This window comes from Burkholderia sp. LMG 13014, assembly GCF_905232215.1.
In the GTDB taxonomy this organism is placed as follows: Bacteria; Pseudomonadota; Gammaproteobacteria; order Burkholderiales; family Burkholderiaceae; genus Burkholderia.
The window spans coordinates 1-20997 of the sequence record NZ_CAJNKE010000057.1 but is presented as its reverse complement, the minus strand read 5'-3'; the positions used below and the strand labels follow the sequence as shown (position 1 = coordinate 20997).

General features: G+C 66.3%; 19 protein-coding genes and 1 pseudogene. 1 reads left to right on the top strand and 19 read right to left on the bottom strand.

What is annotated here, in order from left to right:
- Positions 1-374 (top strand): annotated as a pseudogene (locus JYJ84_RS10035) (ABC transporter ATP-binding protein); the annotation flags it as partial.
- Positions 375-556: 182 nt separating this feature from the next.
- Here the strand turns inward: JYJ84_RS10035 and JYJ84_RS10030 are convergent.
- The 19 genes from JYJ84_RS10030 to JYJ84_RS09940 all read right to left on the bottom strand — a co-directional run.
- The gene (locus JYJ84_RS10030; RefSeq protein ID WP_122950015.1) at positions 557-1087 is read right to left on the bottom strand and encodes an OsmC family protein; all 531 of its coding nucleotides are present in this window, start codon (positions 1085-1087) and stop codon (positions 557-559) included.
- 403 nt (positions 1088-1490) lie between these two features.
- The gene (locus JYJ84_RS10025; RefSeq protein ID WP_175220976.1) at positions 1491-2834 is read right to left on the bottom strand and encodes an LLM class flavin-dependent oxidoreductase; all 1344 of its coding nucleotides are present in this window, start codon (positions 2832-2834) and stop codon (positions 1491-1493) included.
- 47 nt (positions 2835-2881) lie between these two features.
- Positions 2882-3313: a biopolymer transporter ExbD gene (locus tag JYJ84_RS10020; protein WP_175220974.1), complete on the bottom strand. Its 432-nt coding sequence runs from the start codon at positions 3311-3313 to the stop codon at positions 2882-2884.
- Positions 3314-3325: 12 nt separating this feature from the next.
- Positions 3326-3748 (bottom strand): biopolymer transporter ExbD, encoded by a 423-nt coding sequence (locus JYJ84_RS10015; protein ID WP_175220972.1) that lies wholly within the window; start codon positions 3746-3748, stop codon positions 3326-3328.
- 12 nt (positions 3749-3760) lie between these two features.
- Positions 3761-4696, bottom strand: a complete 936-nt coding sequence (locus JYJ84_RS10010; RefSeq protein ID WP_175220970.1) for a MotA/TolQ/ExbB proton channel family protein — start codon at positions 4694-4696, stop codon at positions 3761-3763.
- Positions 4697-4764: 68 nt separating this feature from the next.
- Positions 4765-5457: an energy transducer TonB gene (locus JYJ84_RS10005; protein ID WP_175221209.1), complete on the bottom strand. Its 693-nt coding sequence runs from the start codon at positions 5455-5457 to the stop codon at positions 4765-4767.
- Positions 5458-5531: 74 nt separating this feature from the next.
- Positions 5532-6572 carry an LLM class flavin-dependent oxidoreductase gene (locus JYJ84_RS10000; protein ID WP_236027361.1) on the bottom strand — a complete coding sequence of 347 codons (1041 nt, stop codon included), beginning with the start codon at positions 6570-6572 and terminating at the stop codon, positions 5532-5534.
- A gap of 34 nt (positions 6573-6606) precedes the next feature.
- Complete coding sequence (locus JYJ84_RS38235; protein ID WP_175220966.1) at positions 6607-8418, bottom strand: amino acid ABC transporter permease/ATP-binding protein; 1812 nt, start codon at positions 8416-8418, stop codon at positions 6607-6609.
- Between the two features lie 108 nt (positions 8419-8526).
- The gene (locus JYJ84_RS09990; protein ID WP_175220964.1) at positions 8527-9528 is read right to left on the bottom strand and encodes an LLM class flavin-dependent oxidoreductase; all 1002 of its coding nucleotides are present in this window, start codon (positions 9526-9528) and stop codon (positions 8527-8529) included.
- 151 nt (positions 9529-9679) lie between these two features.
- Positions 9680-12157: a TonB-dependent siderophore receptor gene (locus JYJ84_RS09985; RefSeq protein WP_174957675.1), complete on the bottom strand. Its 2478-nt coding sequence runs from the start codon at positions 12155-12157 to the stop codon at positions 9680-9682.
- A gap of 119 nt (positions 12158-12276) precedes the next feature.
- A complete protein-coding gene (locus JYJ84_RS09980) occupies positions 12277-13218 on the bottom strand; it encodes an ABC transporter substrate-binding protein (RefSeq protein ID WP_175220962.1) in 942 nt (313 codons plus the stop codon).
- A gap of 36 nt (positions 13219-13254) precedes the next feature.
- Entirely contained in the window at positions 13255-13755 is a 501-nt protein-coding gene (locus JYJ84_RS09975; RefSeq protein ID WP_175221208.1) for a GNAT family N-acetyltransferase, read from the bottom strand.
- A 156-nt stretch (positions 13756-13911) separates the two neighbouring features.
- Positions 13912-14280, bottom strand: a complete 369-nt coding sequence (locus JYJ84_RS09970) for a hypothetical protein (protein ID WP_175220960.1) — start codon at positions 14278-14280, stop codon at positions 13912-13914.
- A 109-nt stretch (positions 14281-14389) separates the two neighbouring features.
- Positions 14390-14935 carry a GNAT family N-acetyltransferase gene (locus JYJ84_RS09965; protein WP_175220958.1) on the bottom strand — a complete coding sequence of 182 codons (546 nt, stop codon included), beginning with the start codon at positions 14933-14935 and terminating at the stop codon, positions 14390-14392.
- 237 nt (positions 14936-15172) lie between these two features.
- Positions 15173-16054, bottom strand: coding sequence for an alpha/beta fold hydrolase (locus JYJ84_RS09960; protein ID WP_175220956.1), 882 nt, complete (start codon positions 16052-16054; stop codon positions 15173-15175).
- Entirely contained in the window at positions 16051-17739 is a 1689-nt protein-coding gene (locus tag JYJ84_RS09955) for an ABC transporter ATP-binding protein (protein ID WP_175220954.1), read from the bottom strand. Before JYJ84_RS09955 ends, JYJ84_RS09960 begins: the two co-directional genes overlap by 4 nt.
- Entirely contained in the window at positions 17736-18569 is an 834-nt protein-coding gene (locus tag JYJ84_RS09950) for an ABC transporter permease (protein WP_175220952.1), read from the bottom strand. The genes JYJ84_RS09955 and JYJ84_RS09950 overlap by 4 nt, the downstream gene beginning before the upstream one ends.
- Positions 18566-19567 (bottom strand): ABC transporter permease, encoded by a 1002-nt coding sequence (locus JYJ84_RS09945; RefSeq protein WP_175220949.1) that lies wholly within the window; start codon positions 19565-19567, stop codon positions 18566-18568. The genes JYJ84_RS09950 and JYJ84_RS09945 overlap by 4 nt, the downstream gene beginning before the upstream one ends.
- Before the next feature lie 4 nt (positions 19568-19571).
- Positions 19572-20997, bottom strand: a 1426-nt coding sequence (locus JYJ84_RS09940) for an ABC transporter substrate-binding protein (protein ID WP_205189176.1), incomplete at its 5' end; no start/stop codon positions are given.

The following is a 20997-nucleotide window of genomic DNA, read 5'->3' as shown; positions in this document are numbered from 1 at the left end:
TGTTCGGCGAGCCGGACCTGCTGCTGCTCGACGAACCGTTCAGCGCGGTCGATGCGATGACCCGGATGCGGTTGCAGACGCTGCTGCTCGACGTCGTCGAGCGGCACCGGATGGCCGCGATCGTCGTCACGCACGATCTGGACGAAGCACTGTATCTGGGCGATCGCGTGCTGATGCTCGCGCCCAACCCGGGCCGCATCGACGACGCGATCCACGTCGAGGTCGCCCGGCCGCGCGATCGGCGCGACCCGACGCTGGCCGTGCTGCGCGCGCGGCTGCTGGATGCGTTCCAGCATTTTCAGGATCGTGCCGACGACGCGAAGCGCCAGCCGCGTGGTTATCCAACCTCCGAAGCCGGAATCCTCGCCGGCTGATTCGTCACCGGCGTCTCTCGACCCCGATCCGGCACGCGTTCGGCGCCGGGGCGACGCATCCGCCGCGTCGTGCCAGTGCGACAAGCATCTCCGTCACATCGAGGCCCCAACAGGGTGCGCGGGTGTCGCGCGTGCCCGCTCACGCCGCAGCGACGTTAAGTGCCGCAACGCGCCGGTGCACTTCAACCGTGCGTATGTCGCAATTCACCATCGATGGTCTGCGGCAGTCTCAGCAGGTTGAAGATCGGGCACACGGCCTCGACCGCCTCATGGAGTGCCCGAATCGACTCCGGCGGTTCGGGCGACACGATATCGAGCGTATAGCGCAGATTGTGCGGGAACACCGGCACATGCTCGAAACCCGGTTGCTGCGCGAGCGGATGCTGGTCGCCGGTCACCTCGACTTCGACGGAGTCGATCTTCAGGCCGCGCTCCGCGGCCTGAATCAGCGTGATGTGCGTCAGGCAACTGCCCAGCACGCCGAGCTGCAACTCCGGCGACGCCGGCCCGAGGTTGTAGCCCGCGAAATCAGGCGGACTGTCGCTGATCACCTGGAAATCGCGAATGCGGATCTCCCGCACGCCGCTGCGGCCCAGCGCGCGCACGTTCGCTTTCAGCGGCGTCGCCTTGAAGTCCGGATTGCCGCGGGCGGCGTCCTTTTTCGCGAGCCAGGCGTCGCGCTTCTGTTCGAGATAGTCGTTCAGTGTCGTCATGATCGGGCCGGTACGGTCGCAATGATTGGCCTCGCATGTGGTGGCCAATGGAGAGGGGTCTTGATGCTATTCCGTTCCGCGACAGCCACGAAACGATCTTTTCAGCAAAGCAATTCGCGGTGCGTGATGTCGCATTGCGACGTGCGCGTTCGCTTCAGGGATCGACGGCGGCCCTTCACGCCCCCGCGAGTTATCCACAATTTCCGTGCATAACCCTGTGGAGAACCCTCGAGCAATCGCGCTGCGGCCGGCTTCGGCCGGCATCGCTGCGCCGCCGGCATCTACGCGGCCGTCGCCGGCTCCCGGGCGCCGGGCATCGACGATTTCGCGCGGGGTTTGCGATCGTCCGGATGCCGTCATTCACCGGATCGGTGCACGGATCGCTTCGATGTCGGCAGCCGGGTCATGACACGGCGTATCGGTTGAGCGGATAGGACACCCCGAGATGGTCGCGCAAGGTCGTGCCGTGGTAGTCCGCGCGGAACAGGCCGCGTTGCCGGAGGATCGGCACGACCTGCTCGACGAATTCGGCAAATGCCGTGGGCGTGCCGCCGCCGACAATGAAACCGTCCGCCCCGCGCGCCTCGAACCATTCCTGCAAGCCATCCGCGATGTGCGCCGGCGTGCCGATGAATCGCGGGCGCGGCGCAGCCGATTCGAGTGCGACCTGGCGCAAGGTCAGGCCGCGCTCGCGCGCGTGGCGCTTGATTTCGTCCGTCCCGCTGCGGAAGCTGTTGCTGCCGAGGTCGCCGAGTTCCGGAAAGGGATCGTCGAGCGGGTACTGGCCGAAATCGTGATGCTCGAAGAACCGGCCGAGATGGTTGAGCGCACTGTCGATCGTGATCAGCTTCAGGCTGTCCTGATACTGCCGTTCCGCATCGTCGGCCGACGTGCCCACGATCACGCCGATTCCCTGGAATATCTTCAGGTCGTCGGGATCGCGGCCCTGCCCGGTTACCTGACCCTTGAGATCCGCATAGAACGCCTGCGCTTGTGCCAGCGTGTCATGGTGCGTAAACACGGCATCCGCATGCTTCGCCGCGAGCTGCTTGCCCGCGTCGGACGCACCGGCCTGAAACAGGATCGGACGAGCCTGCGGCGTACGTCCGACGTTCAACGGCCCCTCGACCGAGAAATACTTTCCCTTGTGATCGAGCGTATGGAGCTTTTCCGGATCGAAGAAGACCCCACTCGCGCGATCGCGCACGAATGCGTCTTCCTCCCACGAATCCCAGAGGCCTTTCGTGACGTCGAGATACTCGTCGGCGATCCGGTAGCGTTCATCGTGCTCCGGATGTTCCGTGCGCGAGAAGTTTCGGGCAGACCCTTCGAGCGGTGACGTCACCACGTTCCACCCCGCGCGCCCGCGGCTCAGGTGGTCGAGGCTCGCAAACTGCCTAGCCACGGTAAACGGCTCGCTGTAGGACGTCGACAAGGTCCCGACCAACCCCACCCGTTCGGTCACGGCCGACAGCGCCGCCAGCAGCGTGAGCGGCTCGAACCGGTTCAGGAAGTGCGGAATCGACTTCGCGTTGATGTGCAGGCCGTCGGCCACGAACACGAAATCGAACTTGCCGGCCTCGGCCTGACGGGCCACGTCCTTGGCGAAGTCGGGGTTGATGCTCGCGTCGATCACCGCGTCGGGATGGCGCCACCCGGCGTAGTGACCGCCCGGCCCGTGGATCGTCGCGCCGAGGTGAATTTGCCTGGAACGCCCGTTGTGCGTCAATGTGCTTGCGTCGCTCATGTCGAATGAAAAGTAGTGACTCGGTTGGGGGACGGTCTCTCGACGGCTCACTGCGTAAACTGCTCGTTGCCGATCAGGCCGATCTTCGTCGCGCCTTCGCGTTGGGCCGACGCCAGCACCTCGGCTACCGCACGGTAAGGCGCCGCCTTGTCCGGACGCAACCGGATCTCGTCCTGGTCGGCTTCGGCCACGACTTCACGGAACCTCGCCGCGAGCCCTGCCGGCCCGTTCACGGGTGCGCCGTTCCAGTTGACCGATCCGTCCGCGCCGATGTCGATCTGTACCACCTGGGGCGGATGCGGCGGCGGCGGCGGGTTCCCCACCGGCAGGTTCATCTTCACCGAATGCATCTGGATCGGGATCGTGATGATCAACATGATCAGCAGCACCAGCATGACGTCGATCAGCGGCGTGGTGTTGATGTCCACCATCACGTCCGGCTCGTCCTTGCTCCCTGGGGAGCCTGCGTTCATACCCATCGTTCGAACTCCTTAACCCCCGCGTGCGGGCGGCTCCGTGATGAAGGCGACCTTGACGACACCGGCCCGCTCGCATGCCGTGACGACCTGGCCGATGTACTGGTACGGCGTCGCCTGGTCGCCGCGCACGTGCACGTCCGGTTGCGGCGTCTGCGACGAAATCTCTTTCAGGCGCGACACCAGCGTATGAAGGTCCACATGCTCGGTGCCCCAGAAGAGGTCGCCCTGCCGGTTCACCGCGATCTCGATGCTCTTCGGCTGCGTCTGCAGCGGCTGGACCCGCTCCGCCGGCAGCTGCACCTGAATCGTGTGCGTCACCACCGGGATCGTGATGAGGAAGATGATCAGCAACACCAGCATCACGTCCACGAGCGGCGTCGTGTTGATCGCCGAGGTCACCTCGTCGTTGTCGTCACCGCCAACGCTGATTGCCATGGCCGACTCCGCTCAGGGTTGCACGGCAAGCGCCTGCGGCGCCTGGGCCGCTTGCGGCGCAATACGGCCCGCGGTCCGTCTGCCGCCCGCGAGCAATACCGTGTGCAGTTGCGCGCCGAAGTTGCGCACACGTTCCATCACGGACTTGTTGCGGCGCACGAGGAAGTTGTAGCCGAGCACCGCCGGCACGGCCACCGCCAGACCGATCGCGGTCATGATCAGCGCCTCGCCCACCGGCCCCGCGACCTTGTCGATCGACGCCTGGCCCGCGATGCCGATGGCCGTCAACGCGTGATAGATCCCCCACACCGTACCGAACAGCCCGACAAACGGCGCGGTGGAACCCACCGTACCCAGAAACGCCAGGCCGTCCTGCAGGCGGTTCGAGACGTTGGTAATCGAACGCTCGATGTTCAACTCGATCCAGGTATTGCGGTCGACCGAATCGAGCAGCGCCGTGTCGTGGTGCTCCCCCGCCTCGATCGCGTTCTCGGCGATGAAGCGAAACGGCGACGCATCGTCGAGCTGGGCCGTGCCCTCGGCCAGCGTCGGCGCGTTCCAGACCTGCTCGTCGGCCGACTTCGCGCGGCTGTTCGCACGCGCCTGCTCGATGAACTTGGTCACCATGACGTACCAGCTGCCGAGCGACATGACCACGAGCAGCGCCAGGACGAAGCGGGCGACGAAGTCGCCGTTCGACCACAGGGCGCCCAGGCCGTAAGGGTTCTCGACGGTCGCCGACGTTGCGGGTTCGGGCGGCGGCAGCGGGCGTTCCGATCCATTTGCAGCAGCGGGTGCCGCCACGATCGGCGATGCACCGGATGCTGTCTGTACCTGTGTCGCGGCCTTCTCCTGTGCAAGCACGGTTTGCGGGGAAACCAGCACGCCTCCCGCGCCAGCGGCGATCATCAGGCTTGCCGCCAGTGCGGCACGAAAATGCTTTTTCATAAGGACTCCATATGCATGTTGGATCGATTCGACAAGTGGGTGGCGCCCGCCGCCTCGCCGGGCCCGCCTCAGTTCAGGTTGAAGGAAAACGGTACCCGCACGCGCACGGATTGCCCCTGGGCAATGCAGTTAAAGCGCTTGACCGCGTTGAGCGCGGCACGATTGAGCACCGGATCCGCCGGCTGCGCGACCCGCAGGTTCGTGACGCGGCCATCCGGGTCGACGGTGAATTCGACGGTCACGTCACCCGTGATGTTGTTGTCCTGCGCCTCCTGCGGATAGACGATCGACGCGCGAACCTCGTCCGAATTCGGGCAGACCACGCCAATCTCGTGGTTCACCGACTTGGCAACCGGTACCGGCACGGGCGCGGGTGGGGCTTCGTGCACCGGTGCGGTCGGGACCGGCGTGTCCTGATGCGTGATGGTGGCCGGCGGCGGCGCCTGCACATGCACCTCGGGCGGCGGCACGAACGGCGGCGGCGGCGCCGTCACCCGTGGCTTCGACACGACCTTTTCGACCGGTTTCGGCGGAGGAGGAGGAGGCGGTTTCACCGGCACGATGATGCGCGCCTCGATCGGTTGCTGGACGATCTGGACGACCCGGGTCGCCAGGCCGTTCACGAGCGCCCATATCAGGACGAGGTGCAACGCGATGGCAATCGCGATGCCGCTGAAGCGACGCACCGGGTGGGTCTTTTTTTTGCCGAACTCGCGCGGACGGCCGATTGCCGCGAGCCGGGATGGAGAAGCGGTTGTCATGTTCAATCCAGGGCCAATTGGGTCAGGCGTCCGGCGCGGTGTTCGCATCCGCCGGACCGCATACGCGCCGCCAGTCAGGCCGCAACCTGTTCGCGCCGGTCGGCAGGACGCCAGCCGAGTGCCGGTGCGATACGCGTCACGAAATCATCGAGAATCTGCCGATAATTCTCGAACGGCAGGTCGTAAGGCAATTCGATGCGCAGTTCCCGCACCTGTCCGAGCACCGGATCGGCCAGCAGCCGCGCGACGATCTCGTCCGAGGTGCCGACGAGATCCGGCGCGAACAGCGTGCGCCGCTCGCCCTGTGGCGCCAGCGTGCGGGCATGACGCGCGGCCGCAAACGCGACATAGCGTTCGCGCTCCTTCGCGCTTGCTCCGTCGGTCGGTACGATGACACGCCCCAGCGCGATACGCGGCGCCTGGGCTTCCTGCCAATGGTCGCGATACAGCGCCAGTTGCTGCAACTGGGCGTCGAGATAGCTGTCGGTGCCCTCGCCCGTGGTCACATTGCCGATCAGCAGGTTGAATCCGTTCCTCGCGGCCCATTCGATCGACCGCCTGGACCCGCCCCCGTACCAGAGCCGCCCCGTCAAGCCGGGCGCAAAGGGGCCCACGCGCGGCCGGACCCGGCCCGCGGCCGATTCCACGAACGTCTCCTCGTCGCCGAGCCAGTCGCCGGCAAGATTGCGGCGCAGCCGGGTCACCCGCGCGTGCGAGAAGTCGACCAGGTCGGGATCGGTGTCGAACAGGCGTTCGCCCAGCAGCGCCCCGTGATTCGGCGCGCCTGCGCTGAGCCCGACGTGGAGCCGCCCGTGCGAGAGCACATCGACGGTTGCGAGGTCCTCGGCCAGCCGGAATGGATTCTCGTATCCCATCTGGATGACCGCCGCGCCCAATCCGATCCGCGTCGTGCGCTGGCTCGCCGCCGCGAGAAACGTGGCGGCCGACGATACGGCGCGCTCGAGATGGCGTTGCCGTACCCACGCGCTGTCGTAACCGAGCGCCTCGCCGGTGCGGAACAGGTCGAGCGTCCGCTCGAATCCCGCTGCCGCGTCTTCGTCGGGGTAATTTCCCGGTGTCAGGAAGGCAATATGATCAATGCGTACGTTGCTCACTTTCGTATCCTTCGTCATTGGCCCTGGTGCACGACTACGACAGCACTTTGGACAGGAACTCGCGCGTCCGCGGATGCGACGGCGCCGCGAGCACCGCCGACGGCGGCCCCGACTCCACGATGCGCCCGCCGTCCATGAACACGACCGTATCGGCCACCTCCCGCGCGAAACCGATCTCGTGCGTCACGACGATCAGCGTGGTTCCGGAGCGGGCAAGCTGACGAATCACGTCGAGCACTTCGTTGACGAGCTCCGGGTCGAGCGCGGAAGTCGGTTCGTCGAACAGCAACACCTTGGGCTTGAGGGCCAGCGCACGTGCAATCGCCACGCGCTGCTGCTGCCCGCCGGACAGCTGACGCGGCCATGCGTCGACCTTGTCCGCGAGGCCGACGCGGGCCAGCAGCGCACGTGCCTCGTCTTCGGCCTGGGCGCGCGGCAAACCGGCGGCGACCGGCGCCTCGACGACGTTCTCGAGAACGGTCAAATGCGGGAACAGGTTGAAGCTCTGGAACACCATCCCCACCTCGGCACGCCGGCGCAGGATGTCCTTTTCCTTGAGTTCGTAAAGCGTGCGCCCGTCGCGCCGATAGCCGACCAGTTCACCGTCGATATCGATGAAGCCGTCGTCCACCCGCTCGAGATGGTTGATGGTGCGCAACAGGGTCGACTTGCCCGAACCCGACTGCCCGAGAATGACGGTGACGCTGCCCGACGGAATGGATAGCGACACGTTGTCGAGCACCTTGAGCATCCCGAAACGCTTCGACACGCGATGAATCCCGACGGCCGCGCCGACACGCTGCTGCGCCCACCCGGTTTCCTCCGCATGCGATGCGCCGTCGTGGCTCCGGCGGTCGATCGTCCCTCCTGACCGTCGCCCCGGCGCGGTGCGGGCAAGGCGGCCTTGACGCAGGAAGCCGGACAGGAATGGCGCGGCACCACGGTCTCGGGTTGCACCGCGAGCGTAGTAGCGTTCGATATGAACCTGGATCGCCGACAGGACGGTGAGGATCACCAAATACCAGACGGTCGCGACCATCAACATCGGAATCACTTCCAGATTGCGGTGGTAGATGATCTGAACCGTATAGAACAGGTCCGGCATTGCGAGGATATAGACAACCGCCGTCCCCTTCGCGAGACCGATCACATCGTTGAACGCGGCGGGCAGGATCGCCCGCATCGCCTGCGGCAGCACGATGCGCCAGGTCTGCCGCGAGCGCGGCATGCCGAGCGCGGCCGCGGCCTCGCGTTGCCCGGGATCGACCGCCAGAATCCCGCCGCGAATCGCCTCCGCGGCGAACGCGGCCTGGGCCAGCGTCAGCCCCAGCACGGCCGCCATGAACGGCGTGATCAGATCCGTGGTCGGGCCCTGCAGGAATACGACGTGCGTGAACGGGATGCCCAGCCTGACCGTGTCGTACAGATAGCCGAGATTGTTCAGCAACAGCAGCAGCACGATCGTCGGGATCGAGCGGAACAGCCAGATGTATGCCCACGAGCAAGACGACAGCAGCGGCGAACGCGAGAGTCGCGCGAGCGCAAGCGGAATGGCCAGCGCGAAGCCCAGCACCGCACCGAGCGCCGTCAGCAGCAGCGTCTGCCCCAGCCCCGCCAGAACGGCCTCCGAGAAGAACCACCGGGCAAACACGGGCCAGCCCCAGTGCGGGTTGCCAAGCACCGAATGCAGGACGAACACGATCAGCGCGATCGTGGCAATCGTGCCTGCCGTTCGCGCCGGATACCGGGCCGGCACGATCCGGTCGTGCGCGTAGTCCGGCGCTGCCAGCGACGTATTGTCCGGCACGAAATGCGCGCTGCCGGCCATCCTGGAAATATCGTTCATCACACTGCCTTTACGCATCTCTGGTCGATCCGTCACGCAGTCTCTGCGGTTGCATGGCGGCTTGCGAAGCGCGGCAAGCCGACATCATGAAAGGACGATCGGCAGCCGTCAGGCCGCGACCTGCTGCTCGACGCCGGCCAGCGCCTCGATCGATGCCAGGCGCTTCGCGTAGTCCGCCACCGGGTTGTCGATGACGAATTCGTCGATCCCGAAGCGCTCGTGCAGCGCATCCAGCTCCCGACGCACCTCTTCCGGCGTCCCGGCAATGACCCGGGGATGCAGTTCGTCGATCCGGAAATCGGTGACGCCGATCTGCCGCGCGAAATCGGTCGCCGCTTCGCGGCTCGGCAGATTGACGCCCTGCCCGTTCCCGAATCGAAGCTTGAAGATTTTCAGCGTCCCGACCTGGCGCTTCGCCTCCTCGGACGAGTGCGCGGCCACCGCGAACAGTGCAAGCAGCGGCGCGTGGCCGGTCGCCTTGCGATAGACATCGATCGACCGCTCGAGATTGGCGACGTCACCGTTGAAGTGGCCTGCATGGCAAAACTGCCAGCCGTGGCGCGCGGCCAGCTCGGCGCTCTCCGGGTTGCCGCCCAGCAGAATGCGCTGCGGCGGCTCCGGCGGGTTCGGCCCGGCAACCGCACCGGCCAGCGGATGATCCGCAGGCACGCCCGCGCCGAGGAACGCATCCAGTTCGGCGAGTTGCGCGGCGAAATCCGGCTTCCTCGTCGTGTCGTGAAACCATTGCAGCGCGCGCGTCGAAAGCGGCAGGCCACCGGGCGCCTTGCCGACCCCCAGGTCGATCCGCCCCGGCGCGAGCGAAGCCAGCACCCGGAACGATTCGGCCACTTTGTACGGACTGTAGTGCTGGAGCATCACGCCGCCCGAACCCACTCGAATCCGCGTGGTATGCGCGAGCAAATGCGACACGACAATCTCGGGCGCCGAACTGGCGAGACCCGCGGCGCCATGGTGCTCCGCGATCCAGTAGCGCTTGTAGCCGAGCGCATCGGCGCGCCTGGCAAGCGCGATCGTGAAATTCAACGCGTCATGCGCACTCGATCCTTCTGCAATCGGGCTCTTATCGAGAATCGACAGGGAATAGGACATGGAACTCAACCTTGCAAGAACGCAATCTCACCCACTTCATGAGGTCTTCAAGCGGTGAGCATTGCAGCTGAGAATGCCGAGCAGATTTCCATTATGGAGAACGCGTCATCCGCTCGTTACGGTCATTTCTGCTATGCATATCGACCGTGGATCAGAACAGATAGCGGGCCCGAAGATAATAGAAACCGCCATTGACACCGATCGTGCTGCCGCCGCTGTACTGCGCGCCTTCCAGCTGCGCTTCATACGGCAGCTTGGTCGGACGCACGTCGAACAGGTTCTGTGCACCGGCCGCGATCTGGAATGACTTGGTCACGTCATAGCGCACCTCGACATCCGTGATGTACCGCGCGGCGTCCTCGAAATGAACGAATTGCGAGGTCGAGAACGCGTTCGGCCCGACGATGTACGTCGCTTCGCCGGAAGTCTTGCCATAGCGTGTCTCGTGCAGCGTGATTGCCCACTTGTCGAGATGCCAGGTGCCCCCGACGATGATCTTGTTTTTCGGCGTCGTCGTGGAAAGCGAGGCGATCTGCTGCCCGTTCAGCGAGGGCTTGCCGTTCGACCCATTGGCGATATGGGTAACGGAGGTCGTGTTCAGGTTCACCCCGAAATCCCAGTCGACCTGGCCATACCGTCCGAAACTCGTGTGATACGTACCCGCCAGGTCGATCCCCCGCGTCCGCGTGTTGGCGCCGTTGGTGAAGTAGCTCGCACTGACCGCCGACGCCGGCACCGATCCCGGCACCGTCAGGCCCGCGCCCTCGAGCGCGGCAATGGCGGAAGCGCCCGATGCCGTGCCGCCGAGCACGATCCGGTTCCGGATATTGATCTGGTAGGCATCGATCGTCAGTTGCAGATCGCGCACCGGATTGAGCACCAGCCCGAAGTTGTAGCTGGTCGACTCTTCAGGCTTCAGTGCCTGGGCGCCGATCAGGCGTGCGCCTGGCGATGTCGTCGCCAGGATGCCGCCGACGGACGCGGGCGACGTCGTCACGCTGGTATAGGATTCCTGCGCCAGCGACGGCGCACGAAAACCGGAACTCACGCTGCCGCGCACCGCCACCGCCGGCGAGAACTGGTAGCGCGTGGAAACCTTGCCGTTGGTCGTATCGCCGACGTCGTTGTAGTGCTCGTAGCGACCGGCGAGCGCCACCTGCCATTTCGGCGTCAGGTAAGTCGACAGATCGACATACGTGCCGATCACGTTCCGCGAGATGTCGCTCGCGCTCACCGGAGCCAGGCCCGGCAACGCGGCCGAACCGCCGTAGAGCCACGACGCCTGGTCGCCGCCGCGGATCGTGTAGGTTTCGCGACGCTGCTCGACGCCCACCGCGACGTTCAGCGGCGCAGGCAGCAGCGGCACGTTGAACGCCCGCGACAAATCGAGGTTGTTCGTCAGCTGGGTATTGCCGACGGACGACAGATGGAAGGTGGTCGGCGTGGATCCCTGTGCGGCGTACAACCCCGTGTTGGCGGAATTGCGCATCCCGAACACGTTGTAATCGCCACCGTAGGTCGTGCTCAGGTCCCACGCCCAGCCGAACAGGTTCTTTCCCTTGACCCCGGCCGTGATCGAGTAATCGTTCTCGTTGATCGTTTCAACCGGTACGAACCCGTTCGGGTAGACCTGCGGCAGAACCGATGGCGGGCGGTAGTTCTGGTACGCATCGCCGTTGCGGTGCGCATAGGTACCGAAGCCGTACAGCTCGACATCGTCGCCGAGGTAGTAGCCTGCGTTGAAGCCGACCGTTTCGCGCGAGCTCGCCGGGTCGCCCAGGATCGGGTTGTAGTAGCCCTGCCCTTGAGGAAACCGCCCGAAGTAATCGTCAGGCCCGGTACGGATCGTATGATTCTGCCGGTCGAATCCGGCACTCAGGTCCAGGAAACCCTTGTCGCCGAGATTCAGGCCGATGGTGGCGGACTCACTCGTCTTGAAACCGTCACCCGAATAAGTCTGCCCGTTGGTCGAGTCAAGTTCGCCGCCGCGCGCGTTGCGCTTCAGAATGATGTTGATCACACCGGCAATGGCATCGGAACCATACTGCGCGGATGCGCCGTCCCGCAGCACTTCGATATGGTCGATCAAGCCGACCGGAATGGTATCGATGTCCACGCCGGTCGAACCCTGGTTCAGGCCCGGATCGAGCGTGATGTTCGCAGTCGTATGGCGGCGCTTGCCGTTCACCAGCACGAGCACGTGGTCGGGAGAGAGGCCATGCAGCGACAGCGTGTCGGTCAGTACGCCGGTATCGCCCGAGTACGTGGTTTTCGTGATCGACGGCGACAGTTTCACCAGCGCATCGCGCAGGTTGGCCTGCCCGGTCGCGCGCAACTGATCGCCCCCGATCACGTCGATCGGCGTCAGGCTTTTGCTGGCACGGGTCTCGGTACGCGAACCCGTGATCACCACCCGGTCCTGAACCTTCACCGGGCTCTCCGGCACCGACGCAGCCGTCGGCACCGGCGCGGTCGCACTGCTTGCAGGCACCGCGACCGCTGCGGCCCCGTCGTCCTTCACGCCTTCCTGCGCCCAGGCCGCACCATGAAATACGCCTGCCGCAACCGCAACCGACATCACCGTTCTGCGCGTCTTCAGCGAAACCCCTTCGCCCCGAATGTGCTGCATGATTTCTCCGCTCATTGTCGATGACATGCTGCCCGTGCGACAGACACATCATCAGGAATACGTATCATTGTCATGAAACGATGCCGTGTGATGGACGACCTTCAGCCCGTCACGCCGCTTCAGAGATCCGGCAGCCCCGGGGGATTCGTCGCGGCTCTTTCGATCGCCTCGCTGCCCAGATTCCAGCGCTCCAGCACCTGTCGATACTTGCCGTTCCGAATCAGGTCATTGATCGCGTAAGTCACCGGATCCGCGAGACCACTTCCCTTGCGGGTAGTGACCGCCACTTCGGCCGTGCGCGGCCATCCGCCGCTGACCGCGCCGACCAGTCGTATCTTCGCGCCCTGGCTCTCCTGGTAGGCCAGGCCGGCATTGACGCTGAAAATCGCATCGACGCGCCCTGATACGAGTGCCAGCATCCGCACCGAAGGATCGTCGTAATACAGCACGTGAATCGGCTTCAAGCCATGCGCGACGTTCTCCTTGTCCCACGCCAGCAGGATCTTCTCCTGGTTGGTCCCCGAGTCGCCGATGATGCGCAGTCCGGCGATATCCTTCGGTTCGCGAATCTGCCTGATCGAACTGCCCTGCTCGACGTAGAAGCCCAGCACGTCGCGACGATAGGTCGAGAAGTCGAATTTCTGCTTGCGCACCTCGGTCACGGTCACGTTCGACAGCACGGCGTCCACCTTTCCGGACGCCACGGCGAGCGGCCAGTCCGCCCACGCGAGCGGCACGAGCCTGAGCTTCAGGCCGAGTTCGTCCGCAACCAGTTGCGCAAGATCCGGATCGGCCCCGACGATGGTCTTCGCATCCGTCGCGAACGCGCTGATCGGCGGTGCCGCCACCGCGATCCCGACCGTCAGCACGCCCTTTTCGACGAACCGGAAGTTCCCCGGAATCAGCTTGATCGCTTCCGCGGCCGGCGTGGCCCGAGGGCGGTCATGCTGATCCGGGCTCAGGTTGAACGACGTCGCCGACTGCGCCATGCCGCCCCACCCCAATACCATCGCGGCAAACGCGCAAGACAAGGCCGAGAAGATCCCGCGACGACGATTCATCTTTCGATACCCCATTGAAGTGTTCATTCGTTTGGTTCAGAACGGCCTGCCCAACGGGCCATCCGGTTTCAGATCCCGCAGCGAATCGGTACGCCCCGGTGCGAGCAGATCCTTCGCAAAAGGCAACCGCCAATGCACCTCCGTCGCGATCGCCTGATCGTATAGCGGCGCGTAGCCTGCGCCGAGATAGAGGCTCGCGGCTTCCGGTTGACGAAACCCGGTCGTGAGGTAGACCCTGCGATACCCGTGCCGCAACGCGCGCGACTCGAGCTCTGCCACGATACGGCGTGCCAGACCTTGACGACGCACACTGGAATGCACCCAGATGCGCTTGAGCTCGGCCGTCGTTTCGTCGTAGCGCTGATAGGCGCCACCGCCGACGACTTCACGCTCCCGTCGAATCAGGATAAAAGCGCCTTCGGGCGGCGCAAACAATTCCACCGGGTGCGTCAGGAGTTCATCCCGCACGACTTGCGGCGGCATGGCGTGAAAATCCTGGTAGCGCGTGGAATACTCGATCGACAATTCATCAAACAACGGCTTGGCAATCGGGTCGAGCGGGGAGGTGTAGATTACTTCATCAGTCACTGATACGTCAGATGCATTGATTCATCTGCCTCAATTTTTCCCATATGAATGTTTCGTTCGACACGTGTACATCGGTGTATCGATTCATGTCATGGTGCGCGACAATCATTCACGCGAAAACCAAGCATTTTCGAAATCGTTATTCACACAAAAAATATAATCAGGATTACATATCGTAAACAACAAAAATACCAAGTAACGCCGAGGTAACTGCCTCTCACTTGAAACTGATTGGCATGCGATAGATAACGTCCCGAAAAGATGAAACGGGGAATGGCCGCGCTCGCCTTCGTATCCAGTCGGCACCTGCTGCTGAAAATGCGCCGCCAGCCGGCAGCCGTATCGGCATCGATACGCCGGCGCCGCAGGTGTGACCATCATCGGATCGGGGCGCGCGGCGAAGCCCATCGCCACGCAAACGCCCGGCGCGCTGTTCGCGCCGGCGCCCGCTTCTGCGTCCGACGAACGATGCACACGACACGCTCGACCACGTCGCCCGGTGCGGCCGGATGATCGCTCCCGAGTCACGGGCGCCGCACGATCATCGCGCACCGGCACGTGCATCGCTTCCCGAAGCGTCGAGTCATTCACGATTGCCCGGATGCACGGCTTGCACCGGAAGCAGATGTTTTTCGAACAGCACGCCAGGAGGCGCGTCCTCGCCGAAATCGTGCGACGACAGCAGCGTATAGCCGGAGGACCGATACAGCCCGACCGCTTCGGGTTGTCGTGGCCCGGTCCCCAGATGGATGCGCGTGTACCCTTGTCGGGCAGCCTGCGCTTCGAGTTCGGCAAGGACCCGCCGCGCCAATCCCTGACGCCGGTGAATCCTGCTGACCCAGATGCGCTTGAACTCCGCGGTACCCGGCGAGTGATGGCGCATGAAGGCACCGCCCGCGATCGCCTGCTCGTGCCTCAACAGCAGCAGGAACGCACCCTGTGGCGGTGCAAACGCCTCGGCCGGATAGCGCACCAGCTCCTTGCCAAGCTCTTCTTCCGGAATATAAGCGGCGTAACGGCTGCTGTATTCGTACGCCAGCTCGTCGAACAGCGGCCGGGCAAGCGGATCCTTTGCAGACACGTAGACAAAACGATCACGCTGATCCAACGAAGTTGCGACTTCAGACATCGACTGCCTCCTCACGAACCGTCGCCCCGTCCCGGAACCGGCGGGGTCATGTCCCGCAGGCGCCGCAGATCGGCGTAACGTCCCGCGCGACCTGTCCCGCCGTCGGGAGCGAAAATGGTGAAAATCTGCTGATGGCCGCGCCACCAGCCGATACGCATGAACCATGCGGGCAACGGCGGGATGCCGGCATGCCAGCCGAATCCTGCTTACCCCGCGCATCCTCCCGCTCGCCGTCGCTCATGCCGACGCGGCCGGGTGCGCGATGCGTTCGAGCAATGCAAGCAACGCGACATTCACCGCGTCGGGCTGCTCCAGCATCAGCTGATGGCCGCACGCGTGGAGAACGTCGAACGTCGCGTCCGGCAACGCGTCGGCCAGCGCATGCCCGCCCGCCGGCGGCGTCAGGCCGTCGGCATCGCCGGCCAGCACCGTCACCGGCAAGTCGAGCGCGGCCAGCCGCGCGGCATCGGGCCACGGCGCATCGCGCAAAACGGCCTGGAACGTCGTCATCCGGTTGCCGCGTGCGATACGCGACTCGTACGCGACGAGCGCCGGATCCGCATCCGGATGCCACGCAAGCCGCCGGAAGCGCCGTGCAAACACCGGCTTGATCCATTCGAGCAACCAGCCCGGTAACGGCGACTGCCGCGACACGGGGCGCGCGAGCTGCGTGCCAAGCAACAGGGCGCCACTCACCTCGTGCAGTCGCCCGAGGCCGGCCAGCCGTTCGAGCAGCGCGAGCGTGCTGCCGGTGCCCAGCGAATGGGCGACCAGCACGTTGTGCGTGCCCTTGTAGCGGTGGAACAGCGCGAGATAGTCGCGTAACGTTTCTTCGCCGTGGTACGCGCCGCCACCCGCATGCGGCCGCGGGCTGTCGCCGTGGCCGAGGAAATCCCAGGCGACGAGCCCGTAGCCGGCATCGCCGAACGTCCGCCACTGGCGACGCCACTGGTTCTTGTTGCCGCCCCCGCCGTGCGCGAAGAACACGACGGTGCCCGCATGCGGCGAGCCCGGCGGGGCCGCGCGATGCGCGACGCTCAGCGTGCGCGTGGCACGCACCTCGACCGGCGTGCCGGTCACGACGGCCGAACCGGCCGCGTGGGTCGAAACGGAACTCATGGATGCTCCTCGTCGATGGGTTGTGCGTGCCGTGCGCGTTCCGCCGCGGCCGCACGTGGCGGCAATACCGGCATCGCATCGATCAGCTCGCGCGTGTAAGGATGGCGCGGCCGGCCGAAAACCTGGGCGGTGTCGCCGAGCTCCACCACCTGCCCCGCCCGCATCACCGCGATCCGGTCGCAGATCTGCGCGGCCACGCGCAAGTCATGCGTGACGAACACGATCGCCATCGCGCGCCGGCGCTGTACCGCCGCGAGCAACTCGAGCACCTGCGCCTGCACGGACACGTCGAGGCCCGACACCATCTCGTCGGCAACGAGAATCGACGGATCGAGCGCCAGCGCGCGTGCGAGGCTGATGCGTTGCCGCTGGCCACCGGAAAACTGGTGCGGATAGCGGTCGAGCGCTTCCGGCGGCAGGCCGACCAGCGTCATCAGCTCAGCCGCGAGCCGATAGGCGGCAGCCGGTTCGACACCATGCGCGAGCGGGCCCGTTGCGACGATCCGCGCGATCGTCTGGCGCGTGTTCAGCGATGCGTACGGGTCCTGGAACACCATCTGGATCTCGCGCCGCAGCGGGCGCAGCGCCCTTTCCGTCAGGCGCGCGAGATCGTGTTCCCCGCGCAGCACGATGCGGCCCGAATCCACACGCGCGAGCCGCAGCAGCGCGCGCGCGAGCGTCGACTTGCCGGAGCCCGATTCGCCGACGATGCCGAGCGTTTCGCCCGCATGCAGCGTGAAGCCGACATCGACCAGCGCATCGACGCCGCGCCGGCCGCGTGCGGGCACGAACGGCAGCGCACGGCGCGCCGCATAGCGCTTGTGGAGGCCGTGCACGTCGAGCAACGGCACGCCGCTGCGGATGACGACGCGCGGTGTGACCCGGCCTTGCGGCACGGCCGCGAGCAGCGCCTGCGTATAGGGGTGACGCGGCGCGCGCAGCACGTCGGCCGCCCGGCCGCTCTCGACCAGTTCCCCGTCGCGCAGCACCGCGACGCGATCCGCGATTTGCGCGACCACGCCAAAGTCGTGCGTGATCAGCAGCACGCCGGCGCGGGTCGCGCGGGCCGCCCGTGCGATCAGTGCGAGCACGCGCGCCTGTGTCGTCACGTCGAGTGCGGTCGTCGGTTCGTCCGCGATCAGCAGCGCCGGTTCGAGCCCCAACGCCATCGCGATCATCACGCGCTGCCGCTGCCCGCCGGACAGCGCATCGGGATAGCTGTGCCGCAACCGCTCCGGGTCCGGCAACCCGACGTCCTGCAACAACGCGGTCACGCGCGCGGCGCGGGCCGCGGCCTCGCCACGGCCGGTCAGCACGCGATGCACGCGCAGCACCTCGTCGATCTGCGCGCCGACCGTCATCAGCGGATTCAGCGCGGCCTGCGGGTCCTGGAAGATCGTCGACACCTCGCGGCCGCGCACCGCGCGCCACGCCGCGTCGGTGCATCGAGACAGGTCCCGGCCGCGCAGCACGATCCGTCCGCCGGCATGCCGGACGCCGCGCGGCAACAGGCCCGCGAGCGACGCCGCGAGCAGCGATTTGCCCGATCCGGACGCGCCGACCACGCACAGCACTTCTCCCGAAGCGACCGTCAGCGACACGTCGCTCACCGCGTCGCGACGCTCCGCACCGGGCGGCAACGCGAGCGTCAGCCGCTCGACCGACAGCAGCGGCGCGCCATTCATCGCGCGCGCTCCGCGACGGCCGACGCATGACGCACCCCCTCGCCGACGCGATTGACCGCCAGCGCGGTCGCGACGATCGCGAGGCCGGGCCAGATGCTCAGCCACCATGCGTCGCGAATCACGTTGCGGGCCGCGCCGATCATGAATCCCCAGCTCATCTGCGACGGATCGCCGAGCCCGAGGAACGACAGTGCCGACTCGGTCAGGATCGCCGTCGCGACCATCAGCGCGGCCAGCACCGCGAGCGGCGGCCACACGTGCGGCAGGATCTGGCGCCACACGAGCGCCCCCGGCGACTCGCCGGCAAGCCGGGCCGCCAGGACGAACTCCCGGTGCGCCAGCCCGAGGAACTCGCCGCGCACGAGCCGCGCGATCGCGGGCCACGACACGGCGGCGATCGCGACGATGGTCGACTCGAGCGACGCGCCGAGCACGGCCGCGATCGTGACGGCCACCGCGAATTGCGGCACGGTCTGGAACAGCGTCGTGATACCCATCAGCACGCGGTCGACCCACCCGCCGCACCAGCCGGCAAGCGCGCCGATCGATACGCCGAGCGCGAACGTCGCGACCGTCGCCGCCAGGCCGACGAACAGCGACACGCGCGTGCTCCACAGGATCCCGACCAGCACGTCGCGCCCGAGCATGTCGGTGCCGAGCGGATGGCTCGCGCGCAGCAGCGGCCGCATCAACGGCTCGGCACCCATGCTCCACGGCGAAGGCAGCCACAGCGGCGCGGTCAGCGCGACGAGCGCGGCCACCGCGAGCAACAGCATGCCGGCAGGCGCCCCTGGCGTGTGCGCGAACCTGCGCAGGAAGCGGCTCGTCATCGCGCCTCCGGCAACTGGAGGCGCGGATCGACGAGCCCGTACAACAGGTCCGTCAACGCATTGAACACGACGACCAGCGCCGCGACGACGGCCAGCAACCCGAGCAGCACCGGATAGTCGCGCTGCAGCAGCGCGTCGTACATCAGCCCGCCGAGCCCCGGCCATGCGAACACGATCTCGGTGACGAGCGCGCCGCCGGCGAGCTGCCCGAGCTGCAGGCCGCCAAGCGTGACGACGGGCAGCAGCGCGTTGCGCAGGACGTGGCGAATCATCACGCGCGGCTCGGACGCGCCCTTCGCGCGTGCGGTCCGGACGAAGTCGCGCTCGATCACCTCGAGCATCGCCGCCCGCGTCAGCTGCACGTAGATCGCCGCGTAGACGAGCCCGAGCGTGCCCGCCGGCAGCGCGAGATGCGCGGCCACGTCGAGCACGTGGCGCCATCCGGTGTAGCCCGCGCCGACGCTTTCCATGCCGAACGACGGCAGCCAGCCGAGCACGACCGAGAACGCGATCACGCTCATCAGCGACAACCAGAACAGCGGCGTCGCGTAGACGATCACCGACAGTGCGCCGATCGCGCGCGACACGCGGCGCGCCCATGCGCCGTCGCGCGACTCGCACCAGGCGGCGACGGCGCCCGCCGTCACGCCGACCGCGACCGACACGGCAAACGCGGCCGCCATCAGCAGCAGCGTCGCGGGCAGCCGCTCGACGACGAGCTGCAGCACGGGCAACTGGTTCCGGTACGAGAAGCCGAAGTCGACGTGCGCGAGCCCGCGCAGATACAGCGCGAACTGCTCGACGAGCGGCCGGCTCAACCCGAGCTGCATGCGCAGCCGCTCGACATACGCGGCGTCGCCGGAGCCTGCATCGCCGGCGAGCGCCAGCGCGGGATCGCCGGGCGCGAGCCGGACCAGGAAGAAGTTGACGATCAGGACGCCCAGCACGACCGCCACACCCCTGAGCATCGTCGACGACACACGCAGCACCGTTTTCATCGCATCACCCGATCCAGGTGTCCTCGAGGCTGTCGTTCACGCTGGTGGCCGTGCGCAGCAGGTTGTGGACATTGCGCCGGTACACCGTCGGGTTGACCATCTCGAAGATGTTCGCGATCGCCGCGTCGTTCGCGAGCGTGGCCTGGATCTGCGCATAGAGCCTGCGACGCGCGGCCGGGTCGATCGCTTGCGCGGCGTCATCCCACAGCGCGTCGGCCTTCGGGTTGCGATAGCCCTCGACGTTGCCGAACGGCGAGCCCTTCGAAATGCCATCGATCCGGTACAGCGGCGCGACGCCGAAATCGGGGTCCGCGTTCTGGAACAGGAAGTTGTAGCTCAGGTCGAAATCCCAGTTCGCGACGCGCGCATACCAGCCGGCCGCGTCGGTCGTCTGCACGCGCACGCGAAACCCGGCCTGGCCGAGCGCCTGCTGCGTGTATTCGGCCACGCGCTCCCATGCGCCGCCCTTCTCGCCGTTGAGCAACACGAGCGGATACTTGCCGACGTCCACGCCGGACTGCCGGATCAGCGCGCGCGCCCGCTCCGGGTCGTGCGGGAAGCGCGGCACGTCCGGATCGTAGAACGGCGACGACGATACGAACGGCCCGTTCGCCACTTTCCCGTAGCCGAAAAAGATCCGGTCGACGATGAACTGGCGATCGAGTGCCTGCAGCACCGCCTGCCGCACGAGCACGTTGTCGAACGGCGGCTTGCGCTGGTTCAGTTCGAGAAACGCCATGCCGGTGAACAGCTCCCATCCCTGCGTCGTCAGCTCGACGCCCGGCAGTTTCGACAGCCGTGCGAGGTCCGCATAGTCGACGTCGCCCGCGCGCAACGCATGAACCTGCCCGCGCTCGAACGCGATCGAGCGCGCAGCCGAGTCGGGCACGATATTGAATACGATCCCGTCGAGATACGGCAGCCCTTTCTTCCAGTAGTCCGGATTGCGCGCGAGCCGGATGTACGCACCGCGCTTCCATTCGCGAAACACGAACGGCCCGGTGCCGACCGGCTGCTGGTTCGCCGGATTGGCGCGCGGGTCCTTGCCCTGGTACAGGTGCGCCGGCAGGATCGGCAGCAAGCCGCTGCCGAGCAGGTTGATCAGCCCCGCGTACGGTGTCTTCAGGCGGATCGTCACCTGCAGCGGGCCGCTCGCGTCGATCGACGCGATGTACTTGTCGAACGTCACCTTCGTGCGCGGCAGCGCCTGCGGTGCGATCTCCTTCAGCGTGACGACCACGTCCTGCGCGCCGAACGGCTGCCCGTCGTGCCAGCGCACGCCGGGCTGCAGGTCGAACGTGTAGCGCAGCCCGTCCGCGGAACCGTTCCAGCTGCGCGCGAGCACGGGCACCGCCTTCAGCTGCGGATCGAACACGAGCAGGCCCTGGAAGATCTTGCCGCCGACATACTGCGACGCGACGTGCGGCGTC